7 protein-coding genes are annotated in these 15,626 nt (G+C 73.9%); all 7 read left to right on the top strand.

Going from position 1 to position 15,626, the window contains the following annotated elements; genetic code table 11:
• Positions 1 to 118 precede the first annotated feature (118 nt).
• The 7 genes from BN6_RS23190 to BN6_RS23160 all read left to right on the top strand — a co-directional run bounded on the left by BN6_RS23190 (position 119) and on the right by BN6_RS23160 (position 15,613).
• Positions 119 to 310 (top strand): MbtH family protein, encoded by a 192-nt coding sequence (locus tag BN6_RS23190; protein ID WP_015102182.1) that lies wholly within the window; start codon positions 119 to 121, stop codon positions 308 to 310.
• Between the two features lie 184 nt (positions 311 to 494).
• Positions 495 to 2,198: an amino acid adenylation domain-containing protein gene (locus BN6_RS23185; protein WP_015102181.1), complete on the top strand. Its 1,704-nt coding sequence runs from the start codon at positions 495 to 497 to the stop codon at positions 2,196 to 2,198.
• On the top strand, positions 2,195 to 6,379 hold the full coding sequence (locus BN6_RS23180) for a type I polyketide synthase (protein ID WP_015102180.1): 4,185 nt from the start codon (positions 2,195 to 2,197) through the stop codon (positions 6,377 to 6,379). The genes BN6_RS23185 and BN6_RS23180 overlap by 4 nt, the downstream gene beginning before the upstream one ends.
• Positions 6,372 to 7,559 (top strand): MupA/Atu3671 family FMN-dependent luciferase-like monooxygenase, encoded by a 1,188-nt coding sequence (locus tag BN6_RS23175; protein WP_041313697.1) that lies wholly within the window; start codon positions 6,372 to 6,374, stop codon positions 7,557 to 7,559. The genes BN6_RS23180 and BN6_RS23175 overlap by 8 nt, the downstream gene beginning before the upstream one ends.
• Positions 7,556 to 11,509 carry a non-ribosomal peptide synthetase gene (locus BN6_RS23170; RefSeq protein ID WP_051075696.1) on the top strand — a complete coding sequence of 1,318 codons (3,954 nt, stop codon included), beginning with the start codon at positions 7,556 to 7,558 and terminating at the stop codon, positions 11,507 to 11,509. The genes BN6_RS23175 and BN6_RS23170 overlap by 4 nt, the downstream gene beginning before the upstream one ends.
• A complete protein-coding gene (locus BN6_RS23165; protein WP_015102177.1) occupies positions 11,502 to 12,725 on the top strand; it encodes an MFS transporter in 1,224 nt (407 codons plus the stop codon). The genes BN6_RS23170 and BN6_RS23165 overlap by 8 nt, the downstream gene beginning before the upstream one ends.
• Entirely contained in the window at positions 12,722 to 15,613 is a 2,892-nt protein-coding gene (locus BN6_RS23160; RefSeq protein ID WP_015102176.1) for a non-ribosomal peptide synthetase, read from the top strand. Before BN6_RS23165 ends, BN6_RS23160 begins: the two co-directional genes overlap by 4 nt.
• Positions 15,614 to 15,626 lie beyond the last annotated feature (13 nt).

Here is a 15,626-nt window from a genome sequence, read left to right as displayed (position 1 = left end):
GTGGGTTGACTTGCGCCGTGTGCGTGGGGCACAGTCCGATGTGCGGGGCAAATCACTCGGCTGCGTCAAGCGGGGGCTTGACGGTGACATCCGGGTGACGGCCGCGAAGGGGGCAAAAATGGGGGCGTCCACGTATCGCGTCGTGGTCAACGACGCGGAGCAGTACTCGATCTGGCCCGCCGGCGCGGATCTCCCGCCTGGTTGGGCCGACGCCGGGATGACCGGCTCGCAAGACGACTGCCTGGCCCGCATCGACCGCGTCTGGGTCGACCTGCGCCCGGCCGGAGTGCGTGCCCGGCTCGCCGGGTAGCACCGCGGAACTCATCAGGACCGGTCCGCCGCGCGCCGCGTCGGACAATTCCGCGTGCGTTCGTGATTGTTGTTCAACGCGCAACCAGTGACATTCCCGCGGTACCCGGCAAGGTGTGGACCAATTCGTCCGCGCCGGATTCCGGCCGTGTTCTCCTGGCGCGACAGCGCAGAAAGGATGCACCTTGTCCGTCGACAGCGACTGCATCCACCGATTGTTCGAACGGCAGGTGGGACCGCGTGGCGACGCCGTCGCGGTGGTCTCCGGCGCGGACCGGTTGACCTACCGGGAGCTGGAGCTGCGGGCCAACCGGCTGGCCCACCGCCTGCGGGCGCTGGGCGTGGGGCCGGAAGTGCCGGTCGCGGTGTGCGTGCGCCGCTCGACCTGGCTGGTGGTGGCCCTGCTCGCGACCCTCAAGGCGGGCGGCTGCTACCTGCCGCTGGACCCGGCGCACCCGGCCGAGCGGCTGGCCGCGATGGCCGCCGACGCCGGCGTGCGGGTGCTGGTCGGCGACGGGTCCGCGGACCTCGACGTCGAGCACGTGGTGGCGCCCGACGTGGCCGACGGGCCGGGCACGCCGCCCGAGGTCGCGGGCCTGGCCGGCGACAACCTCGCCTACGTCATGTACACCAGCGGGTCCACCGGCCGCCCCAAGGGCGTGATGGTGGAGCACCGCAACGTCCTGGGCCTGCTCGCCGCGACCCGCGACCTGTTCGGCTTCGTCCCCCGGGACGTGTGGACGCTGTTCGCCTCCGCCGCGTTCGACGTCTCGGTGTGGGAGATGTGGGGCGCGCTGCTGCACGGCTGCACGCTGGTGATCGTCCCGGACGAGGTGAAGCGCTCGCCCGAGGAGTTCCGCGACCTGCTGCGCGCCGAGCGCGTCACCGTCCTCAACCAGACCCCGGCGGCGTTCCACCGGCTGGTCGACCTCGACACCTCGGGCCTGGCCGTGCGGGTCGTGGTGTTCGCGGGCGAGGAGCTGAAGTTCGCGTCGCTGCGGCCGTGGTTCGACCGGCACGGCGACCGCAAACCGTTGCTGGTCAACATGTACGGCATCACCGAGACGACCGTGCACTCCACCTTCCGGGTGGTCACCGCGCAGGACCTGGGCACCGCGCCCGGCAGCATGATCGGCGGTGCGCTGCCCACCCAGTCGATCACGCTGGTCGAGCACGAGATCCACGTCGGCGGCACCGGCGTGACGCGCGGCTACCTGGGTCGTCCCGGGCTCACCGCGCAGCGCTACCTGCCCGACCCGGACCGGCCCGGCCGGCGCGTCTACCGCTCCGGCGACACCGCCCGCGCGGTGGGGGATGACCTCCAGTACACCGGGCGGCTGGACCACCAGGTGAAGATCCGCGGCCACCGGATCGAGCTGGGCGAGGTCGAGGCCGCGCTGCGCGCGCACGACGGGGTCAAGGACGCCGTGGTCACCGCGCTGCCCGACCAGTCCGGCGACCGGCGGCTGGTGGCCTACCTGCTCGGCGAGCCCGCGCCCGACCTGCGCGAGCACCTGCGGCGGACGCTGCCCGAGTACATGGTGCCGGCGGTGTTCGTGGAACTCGACGCCTTCCCGCTGACCGCCAACGGGAAGGTCGACCGCGCCGCCCTGCCCGAACCCGACGGGGTGCGCCCCGACCTGGCCGAGCCGTTCGCCGCGCCGAGCACCCCGCTGGAGAAGGCGATCGCCGAGATCTGGGCGGAAGCCCTGTGGGTGGACGACATCGGGCTGGACGACGACTTCTTCGACCTGGGCGGGCAGTCGCTGCTGGCCACCCAGGTCGCCGCGACCATGCGCGAGCGGCTCGGGGTGGCCGCGTCGCTGCGGCTGCTGATGGACGAGACCACGATCCGCTCGTGCGCCAAGGCTTTGGAGCGCAGGTCATGAACGACGAACTCGACGGCGTCGCCATCGTCGGGATGAGCGGGCGCTTCCCCGGCGCGCCGGACCTCGACCGGTTCTGGTCGATGCTGGTGGCCGGTGAGGAGGGCCTGAGCCACTACACCGCCGACGAACTGCTCGCCGCGGGCGTCCCGCGCGAACTCGTGGACGACCCGTCCTACACGCGCAGCGCGCACACCCTCGCGGACTTCGGGCTGTTCGACGCCGAGTTCTTCGGCCTGACCCGGAGCGAGGCGGAGGTCACCGACCCCCAGCAGCGGCTGCTGCTGGAGTGCTCCTGGGAGGCCCTGGAACGCGCCGGGCACCCCGTGCCGACCGGGCGGACCGGCGTGTTCGCGGGCGTATCGCAGAGCACGTACCTCACCGAACGCCTGGCGGACAACGGGTTCGCCCACCCGATGCAGGTCCGGATCGGCAACGACCCGGGCATGGCCGCGCTGCGGGTGTCCTACAAGCTCAACCTGTCCGGGCCGAGCCTGACCGTGCAGACGGCGTGCTCGTCGTCGCTGGTCGCGGTGCACCTGGCGTGCCAGAGCCTGCTCACCCTGGAGTGCGACCTCGCGGTCGCGGGCGGCGCGGCGGTCCGGCTGCTCGGGCCGCGCGGCCACCTCCACGAGGAGGGCGGCATCCACTCCACCGACGGCCACTGCCGGCCGTTCGACGCCGACGCCACCGGCACCGCCTCCGGCGACGGCGTGGCGGTCGTGGTGCTCAAGCGGCTGGCCGACGCGGTGCGCGACGGCGACCACGTGCACGCGGTCATCCTGGGCTCGGCGGTCAACAACGACGGCTCGGACAAGATCGGCTTCACCGCGCCGTCCACGACCGGGCAGGTCGCCGTCCTGGACGAGGCGCTGGCCGTGGCGGGCGTGGACCGCGACACCGTGCAGTACGTCGAGGCGCACGGCACCGCGACCCCGCTGGGCGACCCGATCGAGGCCCGTGCGCTGGCCGAGGTGTTCGGGACGCGGGCCGAACCCGGGGTGCTCGGGTCGGTGAAGGGCAACGTCGGCCACCTGGACGCCGCCGCCGGCGTCACCGGCCTGATCAAGGTCGCGCTGGCGCTGGAGAACGGGGTCATCCCGCCCACCGCGCACTTCCGCCGGCCCAACCCGGAGCTGGACGCGCTGCCGTTCCGGGTCACCGCCGAACCGGTGCCGTGGCCCGAGGCCGCGCACCCGAGGCGGGCCGGCGTCAGCTCGTTCGGCATCGGCGGCACGAACGCCCACGTGGTCGTGCAGGCCGCGCCGGCCAGGCGCACCGAGCCGACCCGTCGGGGCCTGCACGTGCTGCCGCTGTCCGCGCGCACCGCGACGGCGTTGGACGAGGCGTCGCGGCGGCTGGCCGGGCACCTGCCGGCGGTGGACCTGGCCGACGCCGCGTACACCCTGCAAGTGGGGCGGGCGGCGTTCGCGCACCGCCGCGCCGTGGTGGCCGACAGCGCGGAGAGCGCCGTCGAGGCGCTGGGGAGTCCACACCGGACGGAGGCCGGCGAGCCGTCCGTGGTGTTCCTGCTGCCCGGCCAGGGCAGCCAGTACACCGGCATGGGCGAGCAGCTCTACCGCGCCGAGCCGGTGTTCCGCGACGCCTTGGACGAGTGCGCCGAGCTGCTGCGCCCGCACCTGGGCTGGGACGTGCGCGAGGTGGCGTTCCGCGGTGCCGACCTGCGGTCCACGCTGCGCACCCAGCCCACCGTGTTCAGCGTCGACTACGCGGTGGCCAAGCTGCTGGAGTCGTGGGGCGTGCGGCCGGGCGCGATGATCGGGCACAGCCTCGGTGAGCTGGTCGCCGCCTGCCTGGCCGGGGTGTTCGAGCTGCCCGACGCGCTGCGCGTGGTGGCGACCAGGGCGGCGCTGATGCAGGACCTGCCGCCCGGCCGGATGCTGGCCGTCCCGCTGGACGAGGCCGCCGCGACCGCCGCGCTCGCGGGCCTGGCCGGACCGGTCACCGTCGCCGCGGTCAACGCGCCCGGCGGGTGCGTGGTCGCGGGCCCCGAGAACGCCGTCGCCGACGCCCGGGAGCTGTTGGAAGCCAAGGGGTTGATCGTCAAGGACGTGCCGACCTCGCACGCCTTCCACACCGCCATGGTCGACCCCGCGCTGCCCGAGCTGGGCCGGGCGCTGCGCGCGGCGGTCCTGGCCAAGCCCCGGCTGCCGTTCGCGTCGAACGTGACCGGCACGTGGATCACCGACGAGCAGGCCGTGGACCCGGAGTACTGGGTCACCCACACCCGCCGGCCGGTGCGGTTCGCCGACGGGCTGGACGCCGTGCTGGCCCGTGGCGCGGCCGTGCTGGTCGAGGTCGGGCCGGGCAGCGTCCTCAGCGGACTGTCCCGGGCCAACCCGGCCCGCCCCGCCACGGCGGTGACCCTGCGCCGTGGCGAGCCGGAAGGCCGCACGGTGCTGGAGGCGCTGGCCACGGTCTGGGAGCACGGCGGCGAGGTCGACTGGGCCGCGCTGCACGGCGACGAGCGCCGGTCGCGGGTGCCGCTGCCGACCTACCCGTTCCAGCGGCGTGAACACCTGGTGACCCCGGTGGTGGCCTCGCCGCGGCGGGAGCCGTCGCGGTGGGCGTCGGCCCCGGTCTGGCTGCCGTCACGGGCCGCGCGCGGCAAGCTCGCACCCGCCAAGTGGCTGGTGCTGGCCGACGGGCTGGGCGTGGCCGAGGCGCTCGCCGCCGAACTGCCCGGCGAGGTCACGCTCGTCCCGCCCGGCGGCGACCTGCCGGACCTCCGGCCGGACCGGGTGGTGCACGCCCGGAGCATCCGGGCCGAGAGCGGGGCCGACGCCGCCACCCGGTACCGCACCAGCCAGGACGACGGCTTCCACGGCCTGTTGGACCTCGCGCGCGGCCTCGGGCCGGACCCGGTGCGGATCGACGTGCTGACCAACGACCTCCAGGACGTCGGCCCGGTGCTCATGCCGGAACGCGCGACCGTGCTGGGCGCGGCGACGGTCCTGGCGCAGGAGTACGGCAACGTGACGTGCCACAGCGTGGACGTGACGCTGCCCCGCAGCGGTGAAGACCTGTGGCGGCTGGTGGACCAGCTGCTGGCCGAGCTGTCCGCGCCGCAGCGCGAGGAGCAGGTGGCGCTGCGCGGCGACCAGCGCTGGGCGCGCTCCTACGCGCCGGTCGCGCTGCCCGACGCGCGGGCGTGGCAGAAGGGCGCCACCTACCTGGTGACCGGCGTGGACGGCGAGCTCGGCCGCGCGTTCGCCGAGGACATGACGCGGTCGGGCGCGAAGGTCGTCACCGCCGAGCCCGGCCGGATCGCCGACCTGGCCCGCCGCCACGACATCCGCGGTGTCGTGCACGCGGCCGACGTGCGGGGCGCGGGCCTGATCGCGCTCAAGACCCGCGAGCAGGCCGAACAGGTGCTCAGCGCGCACGTCGCGGCGGTGCTGGAGATCGACGAGGCGCTGCCGGACGTGGAGTTCGTGCTGCTGTGCTCGTCCACCACGGGCGTGCTGGGCGGCTTCGGCCAGGTGGAGAACTGCGCGTCGGCGGCGTTCCTGGACGCCTACGCGCCGGCCCGCAACCGGGTGGTGGTCGACTGGGCGCAGTGGTCCTGGGACGACTGGCTGGAGCGGCAGATGGCCGACCTGCCCGAGGTGCGGGAGCGGTTCCGCCGGCAGCGCCTGGCCGAGGGCATCACCGCCACCGAGGGGGTGGTGCTGGCCCGCGCCGCGCTGGCGGCCGGCCTGAACCGGCTCATCGTGTCCACTGTGGACTTCAGCGACTCGTTGGCGCAGAGGGACGAGCTGACCGCGTCCGCGTTCGTGGCGGCGGTCAGCGGCGACACCGACGCGGACGCCGACTGGGACCCGGCGCAGGTGTGGCCGGACGACGAGGTGGCGCGCGGCGTGGCCACGATCTGGCGGGAGACCCTGGGCGTGGCCCGGATCGACCCGGACGACGACTTCTACGAGCTGGGCGGCAACTCGCTGTTCGCCATCCAGATCGTCTCCCGGCTCCGCCAGGTGCACGGCGACCTGCCGATGAGCGCGATCTTCGAAGCGCCCACGGTCACCGGGCTGGCGTCGGCGATCCGGTCGCACCAGGCGGAGGCGATCGGGCTGGACGAGTTCGACGCGCTGCTGCGCGAGATCGAGAACCTCTCGCCGGACGAGGTCGCGGCCCGCCTGAACGGAGACTCCGATGTCTGACGATCGCCTCCGGCACTTGCGGGAGCGGATGTCGTCGCTGAGCCCGGCCCAGCGCGCCGCGCTGGAACAGGCGATGCGGGACCGGGACGTGGCGGCGCCGACCGCGAAGCCCGCCGCCACCGCGCCCCGGCGCACCCGGCGCGGCTCCAGCACCATGGAGTTCAGCCTGTTCTTCTTCTCCGGCGACGGCTCGGCGCAGGGGCCGAACAACTACCGGCTGCTGCTCGACAGCGCCGAGTACGCCGACCGCAACGGCTTCTCCGGGATCTGGGTGCCCGAACGGCACTTCGTGGACTTCGGCGGCCTGTACCCGAACCCGTCGGTGCTGGCCGCCGCCATCGCGGTGCGCACCGAGCGGATCCAGATCCGCGCCGGCAGCGTCGCCGTGCCGCTGCACCACCCGGTGCGCATCGCCGAGGAGTGGTCGGTGGTGGACAACCTGTCCGACGGCCGGGTGGCGATCGCCTGCGCCTCCGGCTGGCACCCCAACGACTTCGTGATCGCACCCGGCGGGCGCGAGCGCTACGCGAGCCGCAAGGACGACATGTTCGCGGCCATCGAGACCGTCCAGCGGCTGTGGGCCGGGGAGACCGTCGACGTCGACGGCGTGCCGGTGCGCACCCTGCCCCGCCCGCGCCAGGCCCGGCTGCCGCTGTGGATCTCCTCGCAGGGCAGCGTCGACACGTTCGTCCGGGCCGGCGAGATCGGCGCGAACGTGCTGACCGGCCTGGTCGCGCAGCGGCCCGCCGACCTGCGGGACAAGATCACCGCCTACCGCGAGGCGCTCAAGGAGGCCGGGCACGCCGACGGCCGGGTCACCGCGATGGTGCACACGTTCCTGGGCGCGGACGAGGACGTGGTGCGCGAGCAGGTCCGCGGCCCGCTGATCGCCTACCTGCGCACGTTCCTGGCGCAGCAGGGCAACTTCGACAGCCAGTACAACCAGCTGGACGACGCCGGCCGCGAGGCGATGCTGGCCGCCACCTTCGACCGCTACTTCGAGAGCCTCGCGCTGCTGGGCACCCCGGACAAGGGCGAGTCGCTGGTCGAGGACCTGGTGGACCTCGGCGTGGACGAGGCGGCGTGCCTGGTCGACTTCGGCCTGGAACCGGCCGCCGTGCTCGACGGGTTGCGCCACCTGACCGAACTCAAGGACCGCTACCAAGGAGCCCGGACGTGACCGACCTGTCGGACCGGCTGGCCCGCCTCACCCCGGCCCAGCGGGCACTGCTCGACCAGCGGATGCGCCGCGACCCGGCGCGCCGGCCGGCGATCGCGCGCCGCGCGCCCGGCCGCACCCACCGGCTCACGCTGGACCAGGAGCGGATCTGGCTGATCCACCAGTTCGACCCGACCGACCCGGCCTACAACATCTTCTTCGCCACCCGCCTGCGCGGCGAGCTGGACACCGACGCGCTGCAACGGTCGGTGACGGCGTTCGTGCAGCGGCACGAGTCGCTGCGCACCACCTACGAGCTCGCCGAGAACGTGCCGGTCGCCGTCGTGCACGACCGGGTCGACGTGCCGATCCGGCACGTCGAGGTCGCCGACGAGCGGGAGGTGCTGCGCCTGGCCGAGGAAGAGATCCGGGTGCCGTTCGACATCGCGACCGGCCCGCTGTTCCGGGTCGTGCTCTACCGGCTGGACGAACGCGACCACCTGATGGTCGGCTCGATCGACCACCTGGTGTGGGACCGGGCGTCGCTGGGCATCTTCGCCGACGAACTGGTGGAGTACTACACCGCCTTCACCGCCGGCCGCGCGCCCGAGCTGCCGGAACTGCCCATCCAGTACGGCGACTACGCCGAGTGGCAGCCGGGGTGGATCCGGGACGAGGTGGCCGCGCGCCACCTGCCGTACTGGACCAAGCACCTCGAAGGCGCGGAACTGGTGCTGGAGCTGCCGACCGACCGGCCGCGCCCGCCCGTGCAGACGTTCAACGGCGCGCGCTACCAGTTCCGGCTCACCGCCGGGCTGACCGCCGCCGTGCGGGAGTTCGCCCGCGCCGAGTCGGTCACCGTCAACGTGGCGCTGATGGCCGCGTGGCAGTTGCTGCTGCACCGGCTCACCGGCCAACGCGACATCATCGTGGCGACCACGTCGTCCACCCGAAGCCGCCCCGAGACCGAGCCGCTGATCGGCTACTTCCTCACCATGCTGCCGCTGCGCGTGCGGGTCGATCCCGGCGAGGGCTTCCGGGAGCTGGTCAGGTCCGCGCGCGCCACGATGTACGGCGGATTCGACCACAACGACATCCCGTTCGGCGTGCTGCTGGACGAGCTGGACGTGGACCGCGACCCGAGCCGCAACCCGATCTACCAGACCACGTTCATCTTCGTGGACTTCCACCACGAGCAGCGCGGCGAGCTGCCCGGCCTGACGCAGGAGTCGCTGCTGCTGGACAACCACACCGCCAAGGACGACGTCACGCTGGGCTTCTTCGACGACGAGGCGCTGGGCGGCGACGCCTTCCTGGGGCTGCTGGAGTACAACACCGACCTGTTCGACCAGGACACCGTCGTCCGGATGGCCGACCAGCTCACCCGGCTGCTGGAGCAGGCGGTCGCCGCGCCGGACCGCCCGGTCGGCGAGCTGTCCCTCGTGGACGGTGAGCAGGCGCGCCGCCAGCTGGTGGAGTGGAACCGCACGGACGTCGAGCGCGAGCCGGACCTGACCGTGGACGAGCTGGTCCGCCGGCAGGCCGCGCGCACGCCGGACGCGGTCGCCGTGTCGAGCGGGGACCACCGCCTGACCTACCGCGAGCTGGTCACGGCGGCCGAACGGGTCGCGGGCGCTCTCCAAGAACAGGGCGCGGGCCCGGACGACGTGGTCGCGGTGTGCCTGCCCAGGTCCTGCGACCTGGTCGTGGCGCTGCTCGGCGTGCTGATGTCCGGCGCGGCCTACCTGCCGCTGGACCCCGACCACCCGCGACGCCGCCGTGCCGACATGGCCGAGGACGCGGGCGCGCGGATCGTGCTCACCGAACTGCCGGCCGCCACCGGGGCCTACCGCCGGCCGCCCGCCGACGGCGAGCGGCTCGCCTACGTGATCTACACGTCCGGGTCGACCGGGCGGCCCAAGGGCGTCGAGGTCCCGCACCGGGGCGTGGCGAACCTGCTGCTCGCGATGGCCGACGAGATCGGGCTCGGGCCCGGCGACGTGCTCCCGGCCGTCACCTCGGTGTCGTTCGACATCGCCGGGCTGGAGCTGTTCGGCCCGCTGGTCACCGGCGGCCGGTGCGTCGTGGTGACCAAGGAGCGGGCGCAGGACGGCCGGGCGCTGGCCGCCCTGCTGACCGAGGTCGGCGCGACCGTCATGCAGGCCACGCCCGCGACGTGGCACCTGCTGGTCGAAGCGGGCTGGCGGCACGACGGAGGGCTGCGGGTGGTCGTCGGCGGCGAGGCGCTGCCGCGGGCGCTGGCCGACCGGTTCGCCGAGGGCCGCACCTGGAACGTGTACGGGCCGACCGAGACGACCATCTGGTCCACCACCTGGCGGTTGGCCGACGGTGTGATCTCGATCGGCACGCCGCTGGCCAACACCCGGGCCTACGTGCTGGACGAGAACTTCGCGCCGGTCCCCGTCGGCGTGCCCGGCGAGCTGTTCCTGGGCGGCGACGGCGTGGTGCGCGGCTACCGCGGCCGGCCGGCCGCCACCGCCGAGCGGTTCGTGCCCGACCACCTGTCCGGCCGGCCCGGGGCGCGGCTCTACCGCACCGGCGACCGGGTCCGCCAGCGGGCCGACGGCAGCCTGGTGTTCCTGGGCCGCGACGACGACCAGGTCAAGCTGCGCGGCTACCGGATCGAGCTGGGCGAGGTGGAGGCCCGCCTGGCCGACCACCCGGACGTGCGGCGCGCCGTCGCCGTCGTCCGCGAGGACCGGCCCGGCGACCGGCGGCTGGTCGGCTACGTGGAGACCGACAACCCGGAGCTGCGCACCGCCGAGCTGCGCGCCCTGGTGCGCGACTCGCTGCCGGACTACATGGTGCCGACCGCGGTCGTCCCGGTGCCGCGGTTCGAGCTGACCACCAGCGGCAAGGTCGACCGCCGCGCGCTGCCCCGGCCGTCGGTGCAGCGCGGCGAGGACTACGCCGCGCCGCGCGACCCGGTGGAGCTGGAGGTGGCGCGGGTCTGGGAGGAGGTGCTGGGCACCGGGCCGATCGGCCTGCACGACCGGTTCTTCGACCTCGGCGGCCACTCGCTGCTGGTGCTGCGCCTGATCGCGGAGATCGAGCGCCGGTTCGGCCAGGTCCTGCCGATGGCGGCGATCTTCCAGGGCGCGACCGTGGAGCGGTTCGCGCGGCTGCTGCGCGAGGGCTACCAGGAGGAGGACCGGGCGCACCTGATCGAGCTGCGGGCCGGCAAACCCGATGTGCCGCCGCTGTTCTTCGCCCACCCGGCGGGCAGCGAGGTGGTCTGCTACATGCCGTTCACCAAGCTGCTCGAACCGGCCGACCGCCCGCTGTACGCGCTGGCCTCGCCGCCGCCCCGGGACGGGCGCTCGCCGTTCGCCACCTTCGAGGAACGCGCCCGCGCCTACGCCGACCTGGTCCGCCGGACGCAGCCCGAAGGCCCCTACGCGCTGGCCGGCTGGTGCTACGGCGGCGCGAACGCCTACGCGGTCGCGCACGCGCTGGAGGAGCAGGGCGAGCAGGTCTCGGTGGTGCTGATCGAATCGCACCCGCCGGACCTGGAGGACGGCCCCGAACCCGATCGGGCGCAGATCGTCGAGGCCGTGGCGGCCAACCTCCAGTGGGACTACCTTGACGGCAGGCGCACGATCGAGGACCTGCGGGCCATGTCCGACGAGGAGCACCTGGAGTACCTGCTGGCCGTGGCGCGGGCGGGCGACTACCTGCCGCCGGACGCGGGGCGCGAGCAGATCGGCGCCGTGCTGGAGCTGTGGGTGGCCAACCTGCGCCTGCTGTGGGCCTACCGGCCGCGCCCGCTCGACGGGCGGGTGACGCTGATCCACGCGGCGCAGGAGGACCGGGCGGCGTTCCGGACGTGGCACTCGCTGGCCCGCGACCTCGACGTGCGCGAGTCCCCCGGCAATCACTACACCGTGATGCGGCCCCCGCTCGTGCAGCACCTGGCGGCCGTGTTGCACGAGGTGGCATCGGATGTTTGAGCTTCTCAAGGACAGCACGTACATCCGCTACTGGCTGGCGGTGGTGGCGTCGTTCCTCGGTGACGCGATGGCGCGGATCACGCTGATCTACGTCGCCGCGACGCTGACCGACGCGCCGACGGCGCTGATCGCGCTGGTGATCATCGCCCAACTGCTGCCCACGGGCGTGCTGGGCGTGTTCGCCGGCCCGCTGACCGACCGGCTGCCCAAGCGGGTGCTGCTGGTCGGCTCCGACCTGGCCCGGGTGGCGATCGTGCTGGCGATGATCCCGGCCCTGCACTCCACGACGCTGCTGCTCGTGCTGATCTTCCTGGAGGGCCTGGGCAAGACGTTCTTCGAGACCGCCCGGATCGCGGCCATCCCGGCGATCGTGGGCGCGCACAGCATCCCGTCGGCGGTGGCGCTGTTCCAGAGCACCAACCACACGCTGAACCTGGTGGGCCCGGCGCTGGGCGGCGTGCTGATCGCGATCGGCAGCGTGCCGGTGGTGCTGGTGATCAACGCCGGGACGTTCGTGGTGTCGGCGCTGCTGCTGGGCAGCATGAAGGTGCTCAAGACGGTGCCGGTGTCCGACGCCCCGCCGCAGCGGTACTGGGCCGCGCTGCGCGAGGGGCTGCGCGAGGTGCTGCGGGTGCCGACGCTGCGGTTCCTGTTCGCCTTCCTGGTGCCGATGATGATCGTGCTCGGCCTGTTCACCACGAACTTCAACGCCCAGCTGCTGACCGTCTTCGGGCTGCCGGCCGCCGAGTACGGGCTCGCGCACGCGCTGTTCGGCGGCGGCGCGGTGCTCGGCGCGCTGCTGGGGCCGATGATGGTCCGCCGGTACCCGGTGCGCGGGCTGCTGCTGGCCACGGTGGCGCTGTTCGGCGTGTCGCTGGTGGTGCTCGCGCCCACCGAGTGGGTGCGCGGCCAGTTCGGCATCACCGCCGTGCTGGCCTGGTGCCTGGTCTCCGGGCTCGGGTCAAGCCTGTTCCAGGTGCCGATCGCGAACACCGTGCTGCGGGACCTGCCCGAGGTGCTGCGCGGTCGCGGCGTCGGGCTGCTCAACTCGGTGATGACCACCAGCATGGTGATCGGCGTCGCGCTGGGCGGGCTGACCGCCACCTGGCTGGGCGTCGCCGACTCGATCGTCTACGCGGGCGTGGCGCTGCTGTTGTGCGCCTTGGCGTTCGCGATCCCCGCCCGCCGCGCGCCGCAGTTGGAGGCGACCCCGTGAGCGCAGACCGGTTCCCCCTGTCCCCGGCCGCGCGCCGGCTGTGGACGCTGTCCCGGATCCGTCCCGGCGACCCGTTCTTCAACCACCCGTTCGCGGTGGACGTCGACGGCCCGCTGGACGTGGACCTGCTCGGCCGTTGCCTGACCGGGATCGTGCGGCGGCACGAGCCGCTGCGCTCCCGCGTGGTCGACGGGCTGCACGTCGTCGAGCCCGCCACCCCGGTCGAACTGTCCGTTGTGGACGGTACCGAGGAGGACGGCCACCGGTTCGGGCAGCAGCCGTTCGACCTGGCCGCCGCGCCGCCGTTCCGGGTCCTGCTGCTGCGCCTGGGGCCCGACCGGCACCGGCTCGTGGTCAACGTGCACCACATCGTCATCGACGGCCTGTCGCTCGACGTCTTCCTGGCCGAGCTGGTCACCCTGTACGGCGGCGGCGACCTGCCCGACCTGCCCGTGCGGTTCGGCGACCTGCCCGAGGCCGGCGACGACCGCGAGTACTGGATCACCCGGCTCGCCGGCGCGCCGCCGGTGATCGACCTGCCGATGGTCGGCCCCCGGCCGATGACCACCGACCACCGGGGGGAGCGCCGCGCGCGGCTGATCCCGGCCGACGTGGTCGACCGCGTCCGCCAGGTGGCCCGCCGGGGCCGGGCGACCTCGTACATGGCGCTCAAAGCCGCCTGTGACGTCGTGCTGGCCCACTACGGCAACGACGACGTGCTGATGGGCATGGCGTTGTCCGGGCGCGACAGCACCGCGCACGCCGGGCTCATCGGGTACCTGGTCAAGCCGGTGGTGCTGCGCACCGATCTGCGCGACGACCCGACGTTCGCCGAGGTGGTGCAACGGGTCCGCAACGACGTCCTCGACGCGCACGACCACCCGGACCTGCCGCTGGAGGACGTGCTCGCCGCGCTCGCCGTCACCCGCGATCCCAGCTACCACCCGGTGTTCCAGGTGATGTTCACCCACACCGTGCAACCCGCGCCGCGCGCCGTCGGCGAGGTCACCTTCACCCGGCGGGACATGCGGTTGGAGAGCCAGAAGGTCGAGCTGACCTTCGGGCTCACCGAGACCGCGCGGGGCGTGGAGGTCGTGGCCGACTACCGGGTCGACCTGTTCGACGGGTCCCTTGTGGACTCGATGCTGGAACGGCTGGAGGTCGTGCTGCGGCAGGTGGGGGAGAACCCCGACCTGCGGGTCTCCGAACTCCGGTCGGCCGGTGTCGACCAGCGGGCCGCGCTGTCGCCGCCCGTGCGGCGGTGCGTGCACGAGCTGTTCGCCGACCGGGTCGCCGAGCGGCCCGACGCCGTCGCCGTGGACGCCGACCGGCGGTGGACCTACCGCGAGCTGGACGACGTCGCCACCGGTGTCGCCGCGCGGCTGGCCGAGTTCGGCGTGGGCCCGGAGGTCCGGGTCGGGGTGTGCGCGGGGAAGTCCGCGATGGTGCCGGCCGCCGTGCTGGGCGTGCTGAAGGCCGGCGGCGTGTGCGTCCCGCTGGACCCCGCGCTGCCCGCGTACCTGGTGCGGGCCATGGCCGAGCAGTACGAGCTCGCGGTCGTGCTGGCCGACGAGCGGACCGAGCCGGTGCTCGCCACCTCGTCGGTCCCGGTGCTGCGGCTGGACGTCTGGCCCGCCCGGCCGGTGACCTCGGCGGTGACGCCGGACAACGCCGCGTTCGTGCTGCCCACAGCGGGCCAGGACCCGCAGGCGGTCGTGGTGGAGCACCGGGCGTTCGTGAACTCCCTGCGCTGGAAGGGCATCTCGTCCTGGCCGATGGCCGGCCCGCTCGCCTGGGCGGCGACGGTGTTCGAGGTCCTCGCGCCGCTGACCACCGGCGGCACGCTCGGCGCGGGTCCGGCGCTGTTCGGCACCCCGGCCGTGATAGCCGAGCAACACGTGGCCGGGCGGCTGCCGGGCGCGGTGCGCACGATCGTCACGACCGGCGGGACACCGCTGACCTCGCTGCGCGAAGCGTTGCCCCAGCACGAGTTCGTGGACCTCTACGCCACCGCCGAGACCTCGGTGGCGCTGGTCGACGGCCGACCGCTGGACGGCGTGCGCGCCTACGTGCTCGACGAGCGGCTGCGGCCGGTGCCGCCCGGCAGCGTCGGCGCGCTGCACATCGGCGGCCACGGCCTGGCACGCGGCTACCTGGACGACCCGGCGGCCACCGACGAGCGGTTCCACCCGGACCCGTTCGACCCGGAGCAGCGGATCTTCGCCACCGGCGACCTCGCCCGCAGCGACCCCGACGGCACCGTGCACGTCGTGCGGCGCAGCGGCCGGGTCGACCTCGCGGCGGTCGAGTCGGTGCTGCTGGAGCACCCGGCCGTGCGGCGGGCGCACGCGTTCGACGGCGAGGACGGCGAGGACGGCGCCGTGGCCGTGGCCGTGGTGCGGCAGGGCATGTCGGCCCCGCACCTGCGGGAGTGGCTGGCCGAGCGGCTCCCGCACTACACCGTGCCGCCGCACGTGCGGACGGTGGACACGCTTCCCGTGCTGCCCGGCGGGAAACCCGACCGGGACGGTGTCCTGCGGCTGCTGGCCGAGACACCGGACCAGGCGGGCGAAGAACTCCCGCTCACCGACACCGAGCAGACCGTCACGCGGGCGTGGACCTCCGTGCTGGGGCGGACGGTCGGTGTGCGGGACAACTTCTTCGACGCGGGCGGCAACTCGCTGCTGCTCGTGCGGCTGTGCGAGCAGCTGCGGATCGCGTTCGACCGGCACGTCGGCGTCACCGACCTGTTCCGGCACCCGACCGTGCGCGCCATGGCCGAACACCTGGCGGGCACGGCCGAGCCGTCGGCACCGGACGCCGCCGATCGGGGCCGGGCCCGGCAGGAGGCGCTGCGAGCGCGCGGGAAGGCCCGACAACACCGGTAACGCCGGAGCACAT

The sequence above is a fragment of the Saccharothrix espanaensis DSM 44229 genome (genome assembly GCF_000328705.1).
GTDB lineage: Bacteria > Actinomycetota > Actinomycetes > Mycobacteriales > Pseudonocardiaceae > Actinosynnema > Actinosynnema espanaense.
The sequence above is the reverse complement of the archived record's forward strand: the minus strand, read 5'-3'. Positions and strand labels throughout refer to the sequence as shown.

Bases quoted from the DNA above. Each gene is read 5' to 3' on its own strand.
- BN6_RS23190 (WP_015102182.1), top strand. From the start codon at position 119: ATGGGGGCGTCCACGTATCGCGTCGTGGTCAACGACGCGGAGCAGTAC.
- BN6_RS23180 (WP_015102180.1), top strand. From the start codon at position 2,195: ATGAACGACGAACTCGACGGCGTCGCCATCGTCGGGATGAGCGGGCGC.
- BN6_RS23175 (WP_041313697.1), top strand. From the start codon at position 6,372: ATGTCTGACGATCGCCTCCGGCACTTGCGGGAGCGGATGTCGTCGCTG.
- BN6_RS23165 (WP_015102177.1), top strand. From the start codon at position 11,502: ATGTTTGAGCTTCTCAAGGACAGCACGTACATCCGCTACTGGCTGGCG.